At 68.3% G+C, this 19663-nt stretch carries 20 protein-coding genes and 3 tRNA genes; 2 read left to right on the forward strand and 21 right to left on the reverse strand.

The window, feature by feature from the left end:
- The 4 genes from proB to rplU all read right to left on the reverse strand — a co-directional run.
- On the reverse strand, positions 1-764 hold a 764-nt coding region (gene proB / locus PKE44_RS04240; protein WP_324548443.1), incomplete at its 3' end, for a glutamate 5-kinase.
- Positions 764-1831 carry an Obg family GTPase CgtA gene (gene cgtA, locus PKE44_RS04245; protein ID WP_324548444.1) on the reverse strand — a complete coding sequence of 356 codons (1068 nt, stop codon included), beginning with the start codon at positions 1829-1831 and terminating at the stop codon, positions 764-766. The genes proB and cgtA, both read right to left, overlap by 1 nt.
- Positions 1832-1922: 91 nt before the next feature.
- Positions 1923-2180, reverse strand: coding sequence for a 50S ribosomal protein L27 (rpmA, locus tag PKE44_RS04250; RefSeq protein ID WP_324548445.1), 258 nt, complete (start codon positions 2178-2180; stop codon positions 1923-1925).
- 17 nt (positions 2181-2197) lie between these two features.
- Entirely contained in the window at positions 2198-2512 is a 315-nt protein-coding gene (gene rplU, locus PKE44_RS04255; RefSeq protein WP_324548446.1) for a 50S ribosomal protein L21, read from the reverse strand.
- Between the two features lie 202 nt (positions 2513-2714).
- Here rplU and ispB point away from each other — a divergent pair, with 202 nt between their 5' ends.
- Both ispB and PKE44_RS04265 read left to right on the forward strand, forming a co-directional pair.
- Positions 2715-3683, forward strand: coding sequence for an octaprenyl diphosphate synthase (gene ispB / locus PKE44_RS04260; protein ID WP_324548447.1), 969 nt, complete (start codon positions 2715-2717; stop codon positions 3681-3683).
- An 18-nt stretch (positions 3684-3701) separates the two neighbouring features.
- Positions 3702-3778: transfer RNA gene (locus tag PKE44_RS04265), tRNA-Pro, on the forward strand.
- Between the two features lie 150 nt (positions 3779-3928).
- On the opposite strand, the gene xdp1 is transcribed toward PKE44_RS04265, so the two are convergent.
- The 17 genes from xdp1 to PKE44_RS04350 all read right to left on the reverse strand — a co-directional run.
- A complete protein-coding gene (xdp1, locus tag PKE44_RS04270) occupies positions 3929-4753 on the reverse strand; it encodes an exosortase-dependent surface protein XDP1 (RefSeq protein ID WP_324548448.1) in 825 nt (274 codons plus the stop codon).
- Positions 4754-4901: 148 nt separating this feature from the next.
- Positions 4902-7718 (reverse strand): XrtA/PEP-CTERM system TPR-repeat protein PrsT, encoded by a 2817-nt coding sequence (gene prsT / locus PKE44_RS04275; protein WP_324548449.1) that lies wholly within the window; start codon positions 7716-7718, stop codon positions 4902-4904.
- A gap of 172 nt (positions 7719-7890) precedes the next feature.
- A tRNA-Arg gene (locus PKE44_RS04280) sits at positions 7891-7967 on the reverse strand.
- A 76-nt stretch (positions 7968-8043) separates the two neighbouring features.
- Positions 8044-8137, reverse strand: a tRNA-Ser gene (locus tag PKE44_RS04285).
- Between the two features lie 83 nt (positions 8138-8220).
- The gene (gene csrA, locus PKE44_RS04290) at positions 8221-8418 is read right to left on the reverse strand and encodes a carbon storage regulator CsrA (RefSeq protein ID WP_324548450.1); all 198 of its coding nucleotides are present in this window, start codon (positions 8416-8418) and stop codon (positions 8221-8223) included.
- A 185-nt stretch (positions 8419-8603) separates the two neighbouring features.
- Entirely contained in the window at positions 8604-9830 is a 1227-nt protein-coding gene (locus PKE44_RS04295; protein WP_324548451.1) for an aspartate kinase, read from the reverse strand.
- Positions 9831-9898: 68 nt separating this feature from the next.
- The gene (alaS, locus tag PKE44_RS04300; protein WP_324548452.1) at positions 9899-12523 is read right to left on the reverse strand and encodes an alanine--tRNA ligase; all 2625 of its coding nucleotides are present in this window, start codon (positions 12521-12523) and stop codon (positions 9899-9901) included.
- A 40-nt stretch (positions 12524-12563) separates the two neighbouring features.
- The gene (locus tag PKE44_RS04305; RefSeq protein WP_324548453.1) at positions 12564-13055 is read right to left on the reverse strand and encodes a regulatory protein RecX; all 492 of its coding nucleotides are present in this window, start codon (positions 13053-13055) and stop codon (positions 12564-12566) included.
- The gene (gene recA, locus PKE44_RS04310; protein ID WP_324548454.1) at positions 13045-14100 is read right to left on the reverse strand and encodes a recombinase RecA; all 1056 of its coding nucleotides are present in this window, start codon (positions 14098-14100) and stop codon (positions 13045-13047) included. Before recA ends, PKE44_RS04305 begins: the two co-directional genes overlap by 11 nt.
- A gap of 80 nt (positions 14101-14180) precedes the next feature.
- Positions 14181-14711 carry an RNA 2',3'-cyclic phosphodiesterase gene (gene thpR / locus PKE44_RS04315; protein ID WP_324548455.1) on the reverse strand — a complete coding sequence of 177 codons (531 nt, stop codon included), beginning with the start codon at positions 14709-14711 and terminating at the stop codon, positions 14181-14183.
- Complete coding sequence (locus tag PKE44_RS04320) at positions 14708-15211, reverse strand: nicotinamide-nucleotide amidohydrolase family protein (RefSeq protein WP_324548456.1); 504 nt, start codon at positions 15209-15211, stop codon at positions 14708-14710. Before PKE44_RS04320 ends, thpR begins: the two co-directional genes overlap by 4 nt.
- Positions 15208-15690 (reverse strand): tetratricopeptide repeat protein, encoded by a 483-nt coding sequence (locus tag PKE44_RS04325; protein ID WP_324548457.1) that lies wholly within the window; start codon positions 15688-15690, stop codon positions 15208-15210. Before PKE44_RS04325 ends, PKE44_RS04320 begins: the two co-directional genes overlap by 4 nt.
- 163 nt (positions 15691-15853) lie before the next feature.
- Entirely contained in the window at positions 15854-16561 is a 708-nt protein-coding gene (locus PKE44_RS04330; protein WP_324548458.1) for a PEP-CTERM sorting domain-containing protein, read from the reverse strand.
- A gap of 43 nt (positions 16562-16604) precedes the next feature.
- Positions 16605-17297 (reverse strand): PEP-CTERM sorting domain-containing protein, encoded by a 693-nt coding sequence (locus PKE44_RS04335; protein ID WP_324548459.1) that lies wholly within the window; start codon positions 17295-17297, stop codon positions 16605-16607.
- 246 nt (positions 17298-17543) lie between these two features.
- Positions 17544-18044, reverse strand: a complete 501-nt coding sequence (locus PKE44_RS04340; RefSeq protein WP_324548460.1) for a papain-like cysteine protease family protein — start codon at positions 18042-18044, stop codon at positions 17544-17546.
- A 62-nt stretch (positions 18045-18106) separates the two neighbouring features.
- On the reverse strand, positions 18107-18883 hold the full coding sequence (locus PKE44_RS04345) for a phosphodiester glycosidase family protein (protein WP_324548461.1): 777 nt from the start codon (positions 18881-18883) through the stop codon (positions 18107-18109).
- A partial coding sequence (locus PKE44_RS04350) for a DMT family transporter (RefSeq protein ID WP_324548462.1) occupies positions 18880-19663 on the reverse strand: 784 nt, incomplete at its 5' end. The genes PKE44_RS04345 and PKE44_RS04350, both read right to left, overlap by 4 nt.

Raw genomic sequence — 19663 nt, forward strand, 5'->3', positions numbered from 1 at the left:
CCGCGCGCGACGCGCCGCAGCACCTCGGGCTCACGCCCCCAGGCGAGCAGCGTCGCCGTGCCCGAGCGCGCGGCTTTCGCCGCCGCGCGCACCTTGGTCAGCATGCCGCCACGCCCGAGCGTACCGGCGCCGCCCCCGGCCATCCGTTCGAGCGCCGGATCGCCGGCGCTGACCTCGGACAGGAAGCGGGCATCGGCATGCGCGCGCGGATCGCGGTCGTACATGCCGTGCTGGTCGGTCAGGATCACGTACAGCTCGGCCTCGACCAGATTCGCGACCAGCGCGCCGAGCGTGTCGTTGTCGCCGAAGCGGATCTCCTCGAACGCGACCGTGTCGTTCTCGTTGATGACCGGCACCACGCGCAGCCGCGTCAGCGTGCGCAGCGTGTTGCGGGCGTTCAGGTAGCGCTGGCGGTCGGAGACATCCTCGTGCGTCAGCAGGATCTGCGCGGTGCGGATGCCGTGCTTCTGGAACGCCGCCTCCCAGCCCTGCACCAGCCCCATCTGACCGACGGCTGCCGCCGCCTGCAGCTCGGCGAGCGCCTTCGGCCGTGCGCGCCAGCCGAGCCGGCGCATGCCTTCGGCGACCGCGCCGGAGGAAACGATGATCACGTCCCGGCCCTCGGCGTGCAGCTCGGCGAGCTGCGCGACCCAGGCTTCGATCGCCGCGGCATCGAGACCGCGCCCCTCGTCGGTGATCATCGCGCTGCCGATCTTCACGACCCAGCGGCGCGCCTGTCCGAGCGTTTCGCGCGAGACGGCCATCACGCGCCCTCGCCTTCGGAATCGATCGGCAGCGCAGCATCGGCCGGCCGCGCGGCGCGCGCGGCATCGAGCCGCTCCATGATCCGCCAGCACAGCGGCTCGGTGCCTTCGGCCCCGATCGCCGCGATCCGGAACACCGGCCCCGACCAGCCGAGCGCCTCGACGACCGCCTGCGCGCGCGCCTCGCGTTCGTCTTCGGGCAGCAGGTCGAGCTTGTTCAGCACCAGCCAGCGCTCGCGTCCGGCGAGTTCGGCGCTGTACTTGGCAAGCTCCGCCTCGATCGTGCGCACATCGGCGACCGGGTCGCCGCTGTCGCTGTACGGACTGAGATCGACGAGGTGCAGCAGCAGGCTGGTGCGCGCCAGGTGTTTCAGGAACTGCACACCGAGCCCCGCCCCTTCGGCCGCACCTTCGATCAGGCCGGGAATGTCGGCCATCACGAAGCTCTTCAACGGCCCGACGCGCACGACGCCGAGGTTCGGATGCAGCGTCGTGAACGGGTAATCGGCCACCTTCGGCCGCGCCGAGGACACGGCACGGATCAGCGTCGACTTGCCGGCGTTCGGCATGCCGAGCAGACCGACGTCGGCGAGCACCTTCAGTTCGAGCTGCAGTGCGCGCACCTCGCCGGTGGTGCCGGGCTTGGACTGGCGCGGCGCGCGGTTGGTCGAGCTCTTGTAGCGGGCGTTGCCGATGCCGTGGAAACCGCCCTGCGCGACCAGCAGGCGCTGGCCCGGCGCGGTCAGGTCACCGATCGTCTCGCCGGTGTCGGCATCGATCGCAGTCGTACCGACCGGCACCGGCACGTCGAGATCCGCCCCGGCGGCGCCGGTGCGGTTGGCTCCGCCGCCGTTCTCGCCCCGGCCGGCCTTGAACGTGCGCGTGAAGCGGAAGTCCACGAGCGTGTTCAGGTCCGCATCGGCGACCAGCCAGACGCTGCCGCCATCGCCGCCATCCCCGCCATCCGGCCCGCCGAACGGGATGAAGCGCTCGCGGCGGAAGCTCACGCATCCGTTGCCGCCGTCCCCGGCCATGACCCGGATGGCCGCCTCGTCGACGAACTTCATGCTGCACCTGCCTGACGCCGCGCCCGCAGCGGCGGCGGAAATGAAAAAGCCCCGCACGCGACGGGGCTCTCGACAGCGCGAAACCGGGGGTTCAGGCCGGCACGACGCTCACGTACTTGCGCGAATCCGGACCCTTGGTCTCGAACACGACACGACCATCGGCCTTCGCGAACAGCGTGTGGTCGACGCCCAGACCGACGTTGACGCCGGGATGGAACTGCGTGCCGCGCTGGCGGACGAGGATGTTGCCGGCGATGCAGAGCTGACCACCGTACATCTTGACGCCGAGGCGCTTGGATTCGGAATCGCGTCCGTTGCGGCTGGAGCCGCCGGCTTTCTTGTGTGCCATGGGATCAGAGCTCCCGATCAGCCGACACGGATGCCGGTGATCTTCAGTTCGGTGTAGTGCTGCCGGTGGCCCATCTGCTTGCGATGGTGCTTGCGGCGGCGGAACTTGACGATTTCGACCTTCTTGGCCCGACCATGCGACTGCACGGTAGCCGTGACGATGGCGCCGCCGACCGTGGGCGCGCCGACGGTCACCGTCTCGCCGTCAGAAACCAGCAGGACTTCCGCCAGCTCGACGGAGGCACCTTCTTCGACGTCGAGCTTCTCGACCTTGAGGGTCTGACCCTCGGCAACACGGTACTGTTTGCCGCCGGTCTTGATGACAGCGTACATTCCTGAAGTCTCCAAACAGAATTCGATGAGTGACCATCAAAGGGGCGCGATTCTAGTCATGTGCCCGCCATCCGGTCAATCGGATTCGATGCTGTCCCCCGGCCGGCACCGGCGGTAGACTTGCGGGCTCGCGGCCACGCCCAGCGCCCCGCCTCTCAAATCCAGCCCGCCACCTCGGACCCTCGAAGCCCGATCGAACATCATGAACATCTCTGAAGTCCGCGCCCTCGCCGAGGCCGACATGCAGGCGGTCGACCGGCTCATCCAGCGCGAACTGCACTCGGACGTGGCGCTGGTCAATCAGCTGGGTGCCTACATCATCAACAGCGGCGGCAAGCGCATGCGCCCGGTGCTGACGGTGCTGGCGGCCCGTGCCTGCGGCTATGCCGGCAACGATCACATCGATCTGGCGGCGATCGTCGAATTCATCCATACCGCGACGCTGCTGCACGATGACGTGGTCGATGCCTCGGAACTGCGCCGCGGGCGGGAAACCGCCAACGCCATCTGGGGCAACGAGGCCAGCGTGCTGGTCGGCGACTTCCTGTACTCGCGGGCCTTCCAGATGATGGTGCGGCTCGACAGCATGCGCGTCATGCGCATCCTTGCCGACACCACCAACCGCATCGCCGAAGGTGAGGTCCTGCAGTTGCTGAACTGCCACGACCCCGATGTCGACGAGGCCCGCTACTTCGAGGTCATCTACAGCAAGACCGCGAAGCTGTTCGAGGCCGCCGGCCGGCTCGGCGCGGTCGTCGCCGGCCATCCGGCCGGCATCGAACAGGCGCTTGCCGAGTACGGCATGCGCCTCGGCACCGCCTTCCAGCTGGTCGATGACCTGCTCGACTACAGCGCCTCCAGCGACGAGATCGGCAAGAACGTCGGCGATGACCTCGCCGAAGGCAAGCCGACGCTGCCGCTGATCTATGCGATGCGTCACGGCTCGGCCGCGCAGGCGTCCATGATCCGTCAGGCGATCGAAAACGGCGATCGCAATCAGATCGGCGTCATTACCGAAGCTATTGCATCGACCGGGGCGGTTGCCTATACTGCGCGCCTCGCTAGACAGGAAGCGGATGCAGCAATCGAAGCCCTGCGGATTCTCCCGGAATCCAGTCAAAAGCAGGCTCTGATTGCACTGGCCGATTACTCGGTTTCCCGCTCCCATTAACACTCGTCAGCGATCATTCGGGGTGTAGCTCAGCCTGGTAGAGCACCACGTTCGGGACGTGGGGGTCGTAGGTTCGAATCCTGTCACCCCGACCAAATTCCAGAAACGAAACAGCCGGCCCATGCGCCGGCTGTTTCGTTTTAGGGTCATGGCATTTTCTGCCGGAATCTTCCCGCCTGATTTCCCGCGTCGGTTCTTCCGACCGCAAGCCGGCAGCCTCGACCGCCGCCGGCACCGCCACCGCATCAGGCCCTGCGGCTGCGCAAGCGGTAAAGCCAGAGCAAGCCGGGCACCAGCAGCCACCAGGTCGCCGGCAACGGCACCTGACGCAGGTACGAACCCTCGATGGCCGCCAGCTTCACGTAATCGTTCCCGACCGAAAGGCTGTAGGTCGCCGACATCGGCACGTAGGCCGACACCAGCCAGTAGCGTGACGCCACGCCGGCGGTCAGGGATCGCGCCACCGTACCGGCATCCGCGTAGTCACTGACCCGGGTCCAGCCATTGTTCAGCAGGCTCGCCGGATCGCTGGCCGCGTCGCCGAAACTGAGCGTACGACTCGCCAGACCGGCCAGCGCATCCCCGCTGCCGGTATAGGCGAGGAAGCTCATGTCGGAATCGGTGCTGTACCAGCCGTTGCGAAACCCCGTCAGCCCGAACTGGTTGCCGGCTCCGAAATCCAGCAGCAGCGCGTCATAGCGACCATTGTTGTCGATGGCGTGCTCGGGCGAAGTCCCTTCACCGGCATCGGCACCGCTCGGCAGGCTGCTGTCGGCATTGGTGATGCCGAGTCCGTAACTGCCGTAATTGACGACGGTCGCATTCTCGATGTAACGATTGGCCGTACCGACGGTATTCGACCATGCCGAAACCCCGAGCCGCCCATTGGCGCAACTCAGCGACGCACCGGTCCCTGCCGCGCAGTCGGTCGCAAACGTATACGAAACTCCGGCCCCGGCCGTTACGGCCAGCAGCATCGAAGCCATACCCGCAAACAACGCGGCTCGTCTGATATCCATGGCTCGCCCCCGATTGGAATCACCGTGCAGGAAACCATTTCGATCCTGCACACCAATCCCGGATCAGCAAAAATCGAGCCATTCATTAATCAGCAAATCAATCAAATACTTGCACTGTGAATGCTGCCGGATTTTCCCCCAGCCTCGCAAAGCGCAAGGCCTGCTGCAAACGGACAGGCCCCGTCTTGCGAGCCGCTCCTCACGGACCAGCGGTTTCCCGATACAGACGCCGGGCTTCCTCGATGCCGGGATAGGCCAGCTTGACGGCGATCGCCTGCTCGAATTGCCGCCGAGCCTCGGCCTTGCGACCGAGCTGCATCAGCGCGACACCGAGGTGATAACGGATTTCGGGATTTCCGGCATCGCGTGACTGCGCTTCGCGCAGATACTGCAGGGCTTCCTGCGCACGTCCGGCGCGCACCAGAATCCAGCCGAGCGTATCGGTGATGGCCGGGTCCTGGGGCGCCAGCGCAGCGGCGCGCCTGGCGTAGTCGAGGGCTTTGGCTTCATCGCCGGTCTGCAGCGCGATGTAGGCGAGGTTGTTGAGCACCTGCGGTTGTTCGGGCTGGACGGCCAGCAGGGCTTCGTAGAGCGGCAGCGCCTCCTTCCAGCGTTCGGCGCGCATGTAGCCTTCGGCCAGCGCGGTACGCACGTTGCGATCGTCCGGATGCTGAGCGACCCAGTCCTCCAGCATGCGGATGCCGTCAGCCGCCCGGTCATCGGCGAGCAGGGCCCGGAAAGCCCCGATCACCAGTTCCGCCGATGGGGTCTTCGCCATGGCCTGGCGGAACATCGCCGCCGCTTCGGCCGGCTTGTTGCGACGCAACAGGGCCTCGGCCAGCAGACGCTGCGACACCGGACTGGCGGGATCGAGCTGCTGCAGCCGGCGCGCCTGTTCCTCGGCTTCCTCCAGCCGGCCGGTCACCAGATAGGCACCGGCCAGCGCGGCCAGCAGTTCGGGCCGGTTGGGCTCGGCATGCACGGCCTGTTCGAGCGTGAAGGCACTGTCGTTCAAGGCGCCGGCCTGCTCCTGCAGGCGGGCGATGCGCATCAGGGCGATCGGATCGAAGCCGGCAAACTTGACCATGCGCCGGAACGTCACCTGCGCGAGCGGCCCCTTGCCGAGCACGAGCTGGGTGGTGCCGAGCGCGGCGAGCGACGCCAGATTGTCCGGATGCCGCGCGACGAGCTCCTCGGCCACTTCCAGCGCCTGATTGCCTTCGTTGCGACGCAGGTAGAGATCGATCAGGAACTGGCGCGGCTCGATGGCATCGGCCGACAGGCTGCGCGCGCGCTCCAGACGCTGGATGGCTGTGTCGCGCGCGCCGGTGATGGCATCGACGCGCGCCATCTCGACCAGCAACTGCACGTTCTCCGGCGTGGCCTGCAGCCTGGCCTGCAGGCGCGCGCGCGCCTGATCGAACTTGCGGGCCAGGATGTCCAGGCGTGCCAGCCCGAGCTGGGCCGGCAGAAAGGCCGGATCGATCTCGATGGCCCGCTCCAGCATCGTCCGCGCTTCCGGCTGCCTGCCACTGGCGAGCAGCGCCGAGGCGAGCAGGTTCAGGAAGGTCAGGTTGCGCGGCTCCTGCCCGACCAGCTGCTGCAGGATGTCGACGGCCTTCGCAGCCTCGCCCCGCTGCAGGTGCAGGCCGGCCAGCAGCACGCCGGCACGCGTCTGGGCCGGGTCCTTGTCATAGACGGTCGCGAGTTCGTCGAGCGCCTGCTCCTGACGTCCGATCCGCAGTTGCGAGGCAGCCAGATCGGTACGGATGTCCGCAGCGCCACCGCTCAGGGCGGAGGCTTTTTCCAGCAGCTCGGTCGCGACGAGGTGGCTGCCCTTCATCGAGTACGCGATGCCGAGCAGGGCCAGGATGCGCGGATCGTCCGGCACCCGCAGCCGCGCCGGCTCCAGCACGGCGACCGCCTGGGTCGGTTCATTGAGCCGCACGTAGACGGCACCGAGCTGCTTGCGCGCCCCCGGGTTGTCGGGCGCCAGCTCCAGATAGCGCGCCAGATCGTCACGCGCCCGCTCCAGTTCGCCGAGCGCCGAATGCGTCATGCCCGAGACCAGCAGCAGGGCCGGAAAGCGCTCCATGGTCTCGCGCGGCACGGCCTTCAGCACGGCACCGGTATCGGCAAGGGCCGCGCGTGCCGCGTCGGTTTCACCGCGCCGCTGCAACCACAGCGCCCGCAGCAGCATGCCGCGCGGCTCGACCGGGTATTCCTTGCGCAGGCTCTCGATGTCCTGACCGGCCTCGTCGAGGCGATCGAGATCGAGCAGCAGCCCCGCCCGCGCCAGACGCGCGGCAAGCATGCGCGGATCGACCTCGAGTGCCCGGGCGTAGGCAGCCAGAGCTTCGTCGTCCTTGCCGGACTGATGCATCACCGAGGCAAGCGCATTCCAGGCTTCGGCATCGCCCGGACCGAGATCGACGGCGTGCTGGGCTTCCTGCTCGGCCTGCACCAGCGCGCCCTGGCGCAGGCGCAGCACCGTCATGCCGGACCAGCCGGCCGGTGAAGCGGGGTCGGCATCCTTGGCACTGGCGAAGGCCTGCTCGGCATCGAACAGCTGTCCGAGTTCGAGCAGCGCGCTGCCGCGGGCAGCAAGCACCTCGGCTCGCGTGCGCGGTGCCAGGCCATCGCCGCTGACGGTGTCGATGAGATCCTTGTAGCGACCGAGCTGCAGATAGGCCCGTGCCCGGTACGGATCGGTGGTGGTGCGATCGGCACCCAGGCGATTGGCCGTCTGCAGTTCGAAGACCGCGGCCTCGGCCCGGCCCTTGAGCAGGTAGATGCGCCCGAGCAGGATGTGCGAGGCCAGATGGTCGCGGTTCTGCTGCAGCGCGTTCTTGATCTGGATTTCCGCGCCGTCCAGATCATTGCGGTCGAAGCGGATCAGGGCGTCTTCGTAGTAGGTCGATGCACCTTCGGATTTCGCTGCGGGCGCCGGCAGTGGCATCGTGGCCAGCAACGCCAGCAGCACAAGCGCCGCGCCGCCATGTCGCATTCCGCTCATCGATCACACTTCTCCAGATGCCTTGTGCAATGCACAGAGTACCGGACCGACGGCAGGTCACCCGGCCCGAATCCGTGCATCGCGACAAAGGTTTGCCGCTGAGGCATTCCGGGTCCGCATTCCTGCGGATATCAAAAAAAAACCCGAGTCGATGTCGACTCGGGTTTCGATTTGGCGCGCCCGGAAGGATTCGAACCTCCGACCACCTGGTTCGTAGCCAGGTACTCTATCCAACTGAGCTACGGGCGCTCTGAATTGCGAGGCGCGCATTATGCAGTCTTCGCTTGGCTTCGTCAACTGCTGATCTACTGCGCTGCCAGAAGACTGGCGGAGAGAGAGGGATTCGAACCCTCGATAGAGGTTTAAGCCCCTATACTCCCTTAGCAGGGGAGCGCCTTCAGCCACTCGGCCATCTCTCCGGAATCGCCTGCCCTGCAACAGGGCATCCACGAAGGCCGCGGATTCTATCGTTCCTCTCCGCTGCCGTCAAAGCATCCGGCGATCACTCGTGCTCGCCACGGTCGGCGCCGCCCTCCTGTTCGCGCTTGATGCGTTCGTAGATTTCCTCGCGGTGCACCGCGATGTCTTTCGGGGCGTTGACGCCGATGCGGACCTGATTGCCCCTCACACCGAGCACGGTCACGGTGACTTCGTCACCGATCATCAAGGTCTCGCCCACTCTGCGGGTCAGGATGAGCATGGATGTACTCCTTGTGTATCACCTGATTGTCCAGTCGTTTTGGCTGCTTTCCCCCGGGGAAAGGGGGACGACCGGACTGTAACCAAGAACACCCGCCCTGTACCGGGCTGTGATCGTAATTCACAGCCCGGCGCATGGTTATCCGCCGGGCGCGGCGGCCGTGCCGGGGCGGGAAGACACGACGCTCAGGCGGCCGGGGCCTGATCGAGCTGGAAGGCCTCGTGCAGCGTGCGCACGCCGAGTTCCAGATACTTCTCGTCGATGACGACCGAAATCTTGATCTCCGAGGTCGAGATCATGCGGATGTTGATGCCCTCGCGCGCCAGCGCCTGGAACATCCGGCTGGCGATGCCGGCGTGCGAGCGCATGCCGACGCCGACCAGCGAGACCTTGACGATCTTGCGGTCGCCGTTGACCTCGCGGGCCCCGAGCTCCACGGCCTTGCCCTGCACGATCTCGAGCGCCCGCTCGAAGTCGTTGCGGTGCACGGTGAACGTGAAGTCGGTGGTGCCGTCACGCCCGATGTTCTGGACGATCATGTCCACTTCGATGTTGGCATCCGAGACGGCGCCGAGGATGCCGAAGGCGATGCCCGGGCGATCGGGAACGCCGGTCACCGTGATCTGCGCTTCGTCCTTGCTGAAGGCGATGCCGGAGATCAGTGCAGCTTCCATATTCTCGTCCTCAAGGGTGATGAGCGTGCCGTTGCCCTCCTGGAACGTGGAGAGCACACGCAGCGGTACGTTGTACTTGCCGGCGAATTCGACCGAGCGGATCTGCAGGACCTTCGAGCCGAGCGAGGCCATCTCCAGCATCTCCTCGAAGGTGATGCGGTCGAGCCGGCGTGCCCGCGGCTCGATGCGCGGGTCGGTCGTGTAGACGCCATCGACGTCGGTGAAGATCTGGCACTCGTCGGCCTTCAGCGCCGCGGCGAGCGCCACGCCGGTGGTGTCCGAACCGCCGCGGCCGAGCGTCGTGATGTTGTTGTCCTCATCGACGCCCTGGAAACCGGCAACGACGACGACGCGGCCCTGCGCGAGGTCGGAGCGGATGTTCTCGCCGTCGATCGCGAGGATGCGCGCCTTCGTGAACGCGCTGTCGGTCAGGATGCGCACCTGCGCGCCGGTGTAGGAACGCGCCGGCTGGCCGTGCTTTTCGAGCGCCATGCACAGCAGCGCGATCGTCACCTGCTCGCCGGTCGAGATCAGCACGTCGAGCTCACGCGGGTTCGGGCGCGGATCGATCGCCTTCGCGAGCCCGATCAGGCGATCGGTCTCGCCGCTCATCGCCGAGACGACGACGACCACATCGTGTCCCTGGCCGCGATAGCCGATGACCTTCTTCGCGACGTTCTCGATGCGGTCGACCGAGCCGACCGAGGTGCCGCCGTACTTCTGAACGATGAGAGCCATGCTGGAGGTGTCCGGTGTGTTGCGGGTAATGGTGCGACCGGCCGCGACCGGCCGCATGACAATAAGGATCAGCCGATCTGTCCGGCCACCCAGGCCGGCACGCCGGCGAGCGCGGCATCGAGCGCCGCAGGATCGGTGCCGCCGGCCTGCGCGAGGTCGGCCCGTCCGCCGCCCTTGCCACCGACCTGCAGCGCGACGTGGTTGACCAGTTCACCGGCCTTGAGGCGGTCGGTCTGGTCGGCGGTGACGCCGGCGACCAGCCGCACCTTGCCATCCTCGACCGTCGCCAGCACGACGGCGGCCGTGTGCAGCTTGTTCTTGAGCTGGTCGATGGTCTCGCGCAGCGTTCTGGCATCGGCGCCGTCGAGGCGCGCAGCCAGCACGCGCACGCCGGCGACCTCGACTGCCTGCGCCGCGAGATCCCCGCCCTGGGCGCTGGCGAGCTTCGCCTTCAGCTGCTCGACATCCTTTTCGAGCCCGCGCACGCGATCGACCAGCCCGCGCACCTTGGTCTCGACGCTGCCGGCATCGCCGCGCACCAGTGCCGCGATCGCCTTGACGCGTGCATCGAGCTCGCGCAGCCACACCCAGGCATTGGCGCCGGTCACCGCCTCGATGCGGCGCACGCCGGCGGCGACGCCGCCTTCGGCGACGATCTTGAACAGGCCGATGTCACCGGTACGGCTCGCGTGCGTGCCGCCGCAGAGTTCGGTCGAGAAGCCGCCCATCGACAGCACGCGCACCTCGTCGGTGTACTTCTCGCCGAACAGCGCCATCGCGCCGGCCGCCTTCGCGGCATCCAGGCCCATGATGCGGGTCTCGACGGCGTGATTGGCGCGGATCTCGGCGTTGACCAGGGCCTCGATGCGATCGAGCTCTTCGGGGCTCAGCGCCTGCGGATGCGAGAAGTCGAAGCGCAGCTTGTCGGCATCGACCAGCGAGCCCTTCTGCTGCACGTGTGTGCCGAGCACCTGACGCAGCGCCGCATGCAGCAGGTGCGTGGCGGAATGGTTCAGGCGGATCGCGGCGCGGCGCGCGGCGTCGACCTCGGCCTCGACCGTCGCACCCGTCGACAGGCTGCCGCTCACGAGCCGGCCGATGTGCAGGAAGGCACCCTCGCCCTGCTTGCGGCAGTCGGCAACCTCGAACACGGCCTCGCCGGCGCGCAGCACGCCGCTGTCACCGACCTGACCGCCGGATTCGGCGTAGAACGGCGTGCGATCGAGCACGACGATGCCATCCTCGCCGGCCGCCAGCGCCTCGACCGGCTGGCCGTCGCGAAACAGCGCCGTGACCGTGCCGGTGGCCGTGAGCGACTCATAGCCGTGGAATTCGCTGCCCGAACCGACCGCCAGCGCATCGCTGTGGTAGCTGCCGAACTGGCTCGATGCGCGCGAGCGGGCGCGCTGCGCGTCCATCGCGCGCTCGAAACCGGCCATGTCCAGCGACAGGCCGCGCTCGCGGGCGATGTCGGCGGTCAGGTCGACCGGAAAGCCATGCGTGTCGTAGAGCTGGAACACGGTCTCGCCGGGGATGATCTCGCCGCCGAGCCGGGCCAGGTCGGCATCGAGCAGGCGCATGCCGGTTTCGAGGGTTTCGGCGAAGCGTTCCTCCTCGGCGAGCACGGTGCGCACGACGAAGCCCTCGGCCGCTGCCAGCTCCGGATAGGCCTCGCCCATCTCGGCGACCAGCGGCCCGACCAGCCGGTGGAAGAACGGCTGCTTCTGACCGAGCTTGTAGCCGTGACGGATCGCCCGACGCATGATCCGGCGCAGCACGTAGCCGCGGCCTTCGTTCGAGGGCACGACGCCGTCGACGATCAGGAAGGCCGTCGAGCGGATGTGATCGGCGATGACCTTCAGCGACGGCAGGCCGAGATCACGCGCGCCGGTGGCCTCGGCGGCCGCGGCGATCAGGCGCCGGAACAGGTCGATCTCGTAGTTCGAATGCACGTGCTGCAGCACCGCCGCGAGGCGCTCCAGCCCCATGCCGGTGTCGACCGACGGCTTCGGCAGCGGGTGCAGCGTGCCGGAATCATCGCGGTTGAACTGCATGAACACGATGTTCCAGATCTCGATGTAGCGGTCGCCGTCCTCGTCCGGCGAGCCGGGCGGACCGCCGGCGATCTCCGGACCGTGGTCGTAGAAGATCTCGGTGCACGGGCCGCAGGGACCGGTGTCGCCCATCTGCCAGAAGTTGTCGGAGGCATACGGCGCGCCCTTGTTGTCGCCGATGCGCACGATGCGCTCGCGCGGCACGCCGATCTCGCCGGCCCAGAGATCGTGGGCCTCGTCGTCGCTGGCGTAGACGGTGACCCAGAGCTTTTCGGCCGGCAGGCGCAGCACCGTGGTCAGGAACTCCCAGGCGAAGCGGATCGCATCGCGCTTGAAGTAGTCCCCGAAGCTGAAGTTGCCGAGCATCTCGAAGAAGGTGTGGTGGCGCGCCGTGTAGCCGACGTTCTCGAGATCGTTGTGCTTGCCGCCGGCGCGCACGCAGCGCTGCGCGGTGGTGGCCCGGACATACGGACGCGGGTCGGTGCCGAGGAACACGTCCTTGAACTGCACCATGCCGGCGTTCGTGAACAGCAGCGTCGGATCGTTGCCGGGAATCAGCGGACTCGACGGCACGACCTCGTGCCCGCGGGCGCGGAAGTACTCCAGGAAGGCGAGGCGTAGGTCGGCGCTGCTGGTCATGGTCGGCTGCAAACTGGGTCAGGGTTGCGGAGGTGGGCGCTCAGTCGTCTCCGGGATCGCGGCGCATCAGCCGGGCGATCTGCTCGCCGGTGAAACCGCGACCGCGCAGGAACGCGGTGCGCTGCGCCCGTTCGCGGGCATCCTTCGGCGGCTGCGGACCGAAGCGGCGGCGCGCGAGGGCTGCCAGCCGCGCCGTCCACTGCGCGTCGAAACCCGCGAGGATATCGGAAACAATCGCTTCCGACACGCCCCGTTCGCGCAGCTCGGCGCGCAGCCGCAGCGGACCGTAGCCGCGATCGAAGCGCGTGGCGGCGTAGACCTCGGCGAAACGCTGCTCGCTGAGCAGCTGCTCGGCCTGCAGCCGGTCGAGCACCGCCGCAATGATGCCGGCCCCGGCGCCGTGTCGCGCAAGCTTGGCGGCGAGTTCGAGCCGCGTGTGCTCGCGTCGCGCCAGCAGCGCCAGCGCGGTGCGATACAGCAGCGCGCCGGCCTCCTCGGGGTCGTCCGGGTCGCCGGGTTCGTCAGAACTCATCGCCCGTGCCGCCGGCCTCGTCGTCACCGACCGGCACGGTCGGCAGCGCGTCGGGGTTGCTCAGGTAATGCGCACGCACCTTGGCGTCGAGTTCGGCGGCGATCGCCGGGTTGTCCTTCAGGAACTGGCGGACGTTCTCCTTGCCCTGGCCGATGCGCTGGCCGCCGTAGCTGTACCAGGCGCCGGACTTGTCGATCAGCGCCGCCTTGACGCCGAGATCGATGATCTCGCCGAGGCGCGAGATGCCCTCGCCGTAGAGGATCTCGAACTCGGCCTGCTTGAACGGCGGTGCGACCTTGTTCTTGACCACCTTGACGCGGGTCTCGGAGCCGAGCACCTCGTCGCCCTTCTTGATCGAGCCGGTGCGGCGGATGTCGAGGCGCACCGAGGCGTAGAACTTCAGCGCGTTGCCGCCGGTGGTGGTCTCGGGGTTGCCGAACATCACGCCGATCTTCAGGCGGATCTGGTTGATGAAGATCACCAGCGTGTTCGAGCGGTTGATGTTGCCGGTGAGCTTGCGCAGCGCCTGGCTCATCAGCCGCGCGTGCAGGCCGACGTGGCTGTCGCCCATCTCGCCCTCGATCTCGGCCTTCGGCGTCAGCGCCGCGACCGAATCGACGACGACGACATCGACCGCCGCCGAGCGCACCAGCATGTCGGTGATCTCCAGCGCCTGCTCGCCGGTGTCCGGCTGCGAGACCAGCAGGTCGGCGACCTTGACGCCGAGCTTGGCGGCGTAGATCGGATCGAGCGCGTGCTCGGCATCGACGAAGGCGCAGGTGCCGCCGAGCTTCTGGGCCTCGGCGATGACCTGCAGCGTCAGCGTGGTCTTGCCCGAGGATTCCGGCCCGTAGATCTCGACGACACGCCCGCGCGGCAGGCCGCCGACGCCGAGCGCGATGTCGAGGCCGAGCGAGCCGGTGGAGATCACGTCGATGTCGCGCGCGGCATTGGCGTCGCCGAGGCGCATCACCGAGCCCTTGCCGAACTGCTTCTCGATCTGGCCAAGCGCAGCGGCGAGCGCCTTCCTGCGGTTATCGTCCATTGCGTACTCCCGGGGAACGGTGGGAACGGATGTCGAACGGCGCAAGGTGCGTGGAGTATTCCACACCACTTGCGGGGGACCTAGAGCCCGACCGGCCAGTCGGCCAGCGGTTCGTAGCGCACGCCGCCGGGCTGGCTGCGGGATTCGGCGAGCACGATGCGCGCAGCCGGCCAGCGGATCGGCGATGGCAGCGGATATGCGGGTGCAGACCCGGAAAATCGACGGGCGAGCGTCACGTGCGCGGCAAACGGCCGGGGATCGGGCTCATGAGCGCAGGCCGCGAGCCGGCGCTGCAGTTCCCCGACCAGCGCCGTCAGCGCCGGCGGTATCTGCGACGGACCGAGCCACAGCACGCGCGGGCCCCGAAAACAGCCGAGCCGGTCGAGTTCGAGCGTGAACGGCGCAGGCCTCAGGCCCTCGAGTGCGGCCCGGCAGCCGGCTTCGCGCGCCGGCGGCGTGAAGCCGAGGAAGACCAGCGTCAGATGCAGGTTCGCCGCCGGCACGTGTTCCGGCGTCAGCCGGCGCGCAAGTCGTGCCAGCTCCGCGCGCACGGCCGGGTCCGGCCACAGTGCGAGGAACAGGCGCCGGCCGGGCGCAGGTGCCTGCGTCACGGATCGCCATCCAGTCGTTCGAGCACGCCATCGAGCGCCGCCAGCACCGCCGCCGCGCGCACCATGGCCCGGTCGCCCGCGAACACGAAGCGCCTGGCCTGCGGCTCGCGTCCGGCTCGCGCCCAGGCGATCCAGACCGTGCCGACCGGCTTGTCGGCGCTGCCGCCGTCCGGGCCGGCGATGCCGGAGACCGCGACGGCGAACTCGGCCTCGGCGTGCGCGAGCGTGCCGAGCGCCATCTCGATGACGGTCTCGGCGCTGACGGCGCCGTGCGCGGCCAGCGTCGCCGGCTGCACGCCCAGCAGCTGCTCCTTGGCGGCGTTCGAATAGGTGACGAAGCCGCGCTCGAACCACGCCGAGGAGCCGGGCACTGCGGTCAGCGCGTGGGCGATGCCGCCGCCGGTACAGGATTCGGCACAGGCCAGCCGCAGGCCGCGGGCCGCGAGCGCCTGACCGACGGCCCGGGCGCGTGCGTACGGATCGGGATCCGTCGCGTTCACTGGCGCCGGAACATCGCGTCGAGCGCCAGCAGCTTGGCGCGCGAGGCCTCATCGGCCGGGTTGAGTTCCAGCGCCCGGCGGTAGGCATCGACGGCGAGCTTCACGTACAGGTCGCCGAGGTTGATCTGCGCGGCCGCGTAGTCCGGCGCCTGCTGCGCAGCCGTGTACAGCGACTGGCGGGCCTTCTCGTAGTCGCCCTGCGCGGCGTAGATCACGGCCAGATTGTTGTACGGCTCCGGCAGCTTCGGCGCGCGGCGCGTGACTTCGTCGAAGGCCTCGCGCGCTTCGCCGAGCTTGCCGGTCTGCAGCAGGATCGAGCCCTTCAGGAAGCGCGCCGGCACGTCGGATGGATCGCGCACGAGGCGTTCATCGAGCCGGCGCAGCGCCGCGTCCTGCTGGCCTTCGTCGGCCAGACGGCGGATGTCGTCGAGTTCGGCCGCCGGCGCGGTGACGGCAGCGAGCAGGACGAGCGCAGACACAAATACGGGAAGCCGGAAGCGCATGCAGGACGTTCCTTCGAGCGGTCGGACGGTGCGCTGCATCCTACAACACGTGCCCGGCCGCAACCCGCCCCGGAAACGCCGCGCCCCCCGCGGGCGGAGCCGTCGGGGGGCGCGGACAGGCAGGCCGCTCGCAGCGCGGTCAGCGGCGGCGGCGACGGTGCAGCGCCACAGCACCGATTCCGAACAGCGCCAGCGTTGCCGGCACCGGCACGGTGACCGGCGGCGGCGGCGTGTAGTCGTACTGAAAGCCGAAGGTGTCGAAGGAGGCATCCCAGCCGGCGTTGCCGCTGAACACCAGCTGCAGCGTGCCACCGGCATTGAAGCTGGCGATGGTGGAGGAGAAGTACAGATCCTGCAGCGTGGTGACCTGAGCGGTCGGCAGCGAACTCGTGCCGATCGTCGAACCGTTCAGCAGCACGCTGACCGAAACCGCGTTGTTGTCCTTGCCGGTCAGCGCCATGTGGAACTGGAAGTTGCTGAGGCTGCCGGTCGTCGGCAGCAGGTTGGCCGGCAATGCCCAGGTCACGCTGCTGCCGGTCACCTCGCCGACGCCGTTGTTGATGATCAGCTGGCCGACCGTGGCATCGACGCGCGTCGAGCTCTGATACGGAATGATGCCGGCCGTCAGGTTGTCGACGAGCGTGCGCGTACCGCCGATGACGTGCGCCGTGTCGAGGCTGCTCAGGGCACTGGTCACGCCGCCGTTGCCGACCGTGTTATCGGAAGCCATGTGGCTGCCGACGTTGAAGTCATCGATGTTGACCTCGATCAGCACCGCCGCTGCCGGCGCGCTCGCCGCCAGCGCCGCCGAAGCCGCCAGTGCAGGAAGCAGATTCTTGATTTTCATGCGTATCTTCCTGAAGACCCGTGCCGGTTGGGGGGAATGGCACTCAGGCCGGGATCGCGCGGCGTCGCAGGCGCCGCATGCCGATCAGGCCTGCTCCGAACAGCGCCAGCGAAACCGGTTCCGGCGCAGCCGTCGGGGTTTCGTAGGCAAAGCCGATGTCGTCGAAGTCGGCATCCCAGCCGGCCTGACCGTTGATGATCATTTCCAGCGTGCCGCCGGCGTTGATCTGCGCGGCACTGGCCGTGAACAGCAGATCCTGATTGAAGGTGTTGCCGGGCACCGCGAAGTTGCCGAGCGTCGTGCCGTTGAGCAGGAACTCGACGGACAGGTCGTTGCCGTCGGACTGCAGCACCGCGATCCGGAAGAAGGTGTTGAAGGCGTCGTTCGGGATCAGGCTCGCCGGGATCACCCACGACACCCTGACCTCGGAGTCCTCGCCGACCTCGTTGATCACGTCGAGCAGGCTCACGGTCGGATCGGCCGTGACCGTCAGCTGGTTGGTCGCACCGGCGCTGTAGCTGAGCACGTTGATCGCGACCGTGCGCGAGGTGGCCACCCCGTTCGCAGGGCTCAGCGACACGGTGTCCGTCACCGGCGCACTGTCGAGGGTCGTGTCCTGGATGTTCTGGAAGCCTTCCTCGAAGCGGTCGACATCGACCGACACGATCGCCGCCTGTGCGCCGGCATTCAGGCCGAGCAGGCCGGCCAGCGCCAGCGCGTAAGTGAAGTGCTTCATGTCGCCTCCCGTAGTCCCTGCGTCAGGGCCCGCCTCCAGCAACGGGGAAGCGGGGTTATCCACCTGGCGTTGCGCGTTGATCCACCCGTGCCTGCCCGGACCCGGCCGACAGGAAGCGTGACGCAGCGCAACAGCCGTCGAGGCCGATATTCAATTTCCGGGCCATATCCGCAGGATGTTGATTTGTTTTAAGGCAACCATGCTTACTGCAGCTTTCCTGTAAAGGAAGCTGACGAGTCCGGCGGATCAGCGCCACCAGGCCTGCAGCGCCCAGCGTCCGGCGTGCAGGCGCTCGCGAAAGGCATCCGGCGTGAACCAGTCGATCTCGACCGTGCCGGGCTCGAAGCGGTTGTACGGGTTCCAGACCTTGAACTGGTTGAGCTTTTTGTCGAAGCCGCCGATGACCACGGCATGCCCCGAGCTGCCGTAGTCCCACGTGAAGTACAACGGCCCGTAGCCCTTGAGCGCGTAGACGATCATCTCGTCATCCCAGGCCTTCACCAGCCGCCCTTCCCAGCCGCAGAGCCCGAGCCGGCTGCCGGCGACCGGCCACTCCTCGGGATAGATGCCGCGCGTCGTCAGCTCCTTCCAGTTCAGGCCGCCGGCTTCGAGGTTCGGGCGGATCTGCGACTCGTCGGCCTGCTTCCAGGCGTGCAGCAGGCGGTAGCTCGCGTACCAGCAGGTCGTGCTGGTGAACTGGCCGTAGCCTTCCTTCGGCAGGATGTGATTCACGTCGATCAGGGCCATGACGGCGCTCCGGATACGGCCATGCGCGGGGTGCGCACGGCATCGCCTCCAACGTAGCGCCCTCAGTCCGCCGGCACCGACACGCCGAGCAGCGCCGCGAACGGTCGCGTGCGCCAGCGATCGGCACCGGCGAGGCCGCTGCGACCGTCGAGGTGCATCTGCGAGATCGAGCCGTCGAGGTACAGCGCATCGCGACAGCCGAGCGCATCGCGAAACAGCCGCGCGAAGGCATGGAAGCTGACGAGTCCATCGCTGATCGCGAAGCTCACCTGGCCCGGCGCCGGCACGCAGACGCCGCTCCTGAGCTTCAGGCTGTCCGAATCGCTCTGGAAGCGCGGATGGATGCGGCCATCGATGAGCAGCATCGGCCCGGACTGCGTCGCCAGCCGCGGCAACGGGCCGCGCCGGCGCGCGTATTCGGCCGTGGTCAGCACGGCCGCGTGGCTGCGCCCCCAGACCGCGAACACGCCGTTCGGCTGCAGGAAGAAGTTGCCGCCACCGCGGGCGCGGTTGAGTGGCACCTGTTCGACGCCCTCCTCGACCGTCAGCCCGAGCGGCACCTGGCCTTCGGCGTAGATGCCGGCATTGGTCGCGAAGCGCAGGCGCCGGCCGCGCTGGCGTTCGTGCTCGGCGAGCGCCCCGAGCGTGCCGTACGGCGTGCCGTCGGCCGGATCGCGCCAGTACAGCGCCAGCGGATCGCGGGCGAGATCGAGCTCGACGATCGTGTAGTGCGCACCGTCGAAGTCGAGCTCGCGCCACGTGAGCGCCTGCGCCGCCGGCAGCGCCAGCAGCAGGGCGAGCCCGAGCGCGAGGGCACCTGCGCCGCGTCGCGTCCTCATCGCCCCGAGCCCACCAGCAGCACGCCGCCGACCACCAGCGCCGCGCCGAGCCACTGCAGCGGCAGGATCGATTCGCCGAGGAAGGCCGCACCCATCGCGATCGTCAGCGCCGGGCCGATCGAGCCGACCAGCGCCGCGCGACTCGATCCGAGCCGGCGGATGCCGGCCGACATCAGGAAGGTCGGCAGCACCGTCGACACCAGCGCCATCGACAGCGCCAGTCCCCACACCGGCGCCGCCACCTGCGGCAGCCGCCAGCCTTCGGCCAGCAGGTAATGCACGAGCACGCCGGCCGTCGACACCAGCATCGCCAGCGCCGTGAAGCGCAGCGAGCCGAGCCGCCCGATCATCGGCCCGCTGCCGACCAGATACACCGCATAGGCGAGCGCACTGGCGAACACCAGCGCCACGCCGAGCCAGTAGCCCGGCGGCTGCGTGCCGACGCCCTCGGCCGCCACCACCAGCGCGATGCCGGCATACGAAAGCGCCAGCGCCAGCCACTCGCGCCGCCCCGGCCGATAGCCGAAGGCCCGGCGCAGCAGCAGCACCAGCGTCGGGTACAGGAACAGCACCAGCCGCTCCAGGCTGGCGCTGACGTACTGCAGGCCGAGAAAGTCGAACAGGCTCGCGAGGTAATACCCGCACAGCCCCAGCCCGAGCAGCGCCAGCCCCTCCCGCGGACTCAGGCGCTGCGCCGCCGCCCGCGTGCTCCACCACGCCGCGATCAGAAAGAACGGCAGCGCCAGCGCCATGCGCAGCCCGAGCAGCGTCACCGCATCG

Source organism: Plasticicumulans sp. (assembly GCF_035331805.1).
In the GTDB taxonomy this organism is placed as follows: domain Bacteria; phylum Pseudomonadota; class Gammaproteobacteria; order Competibacterales; family Competibacteraceae; genus Plasticicumulans.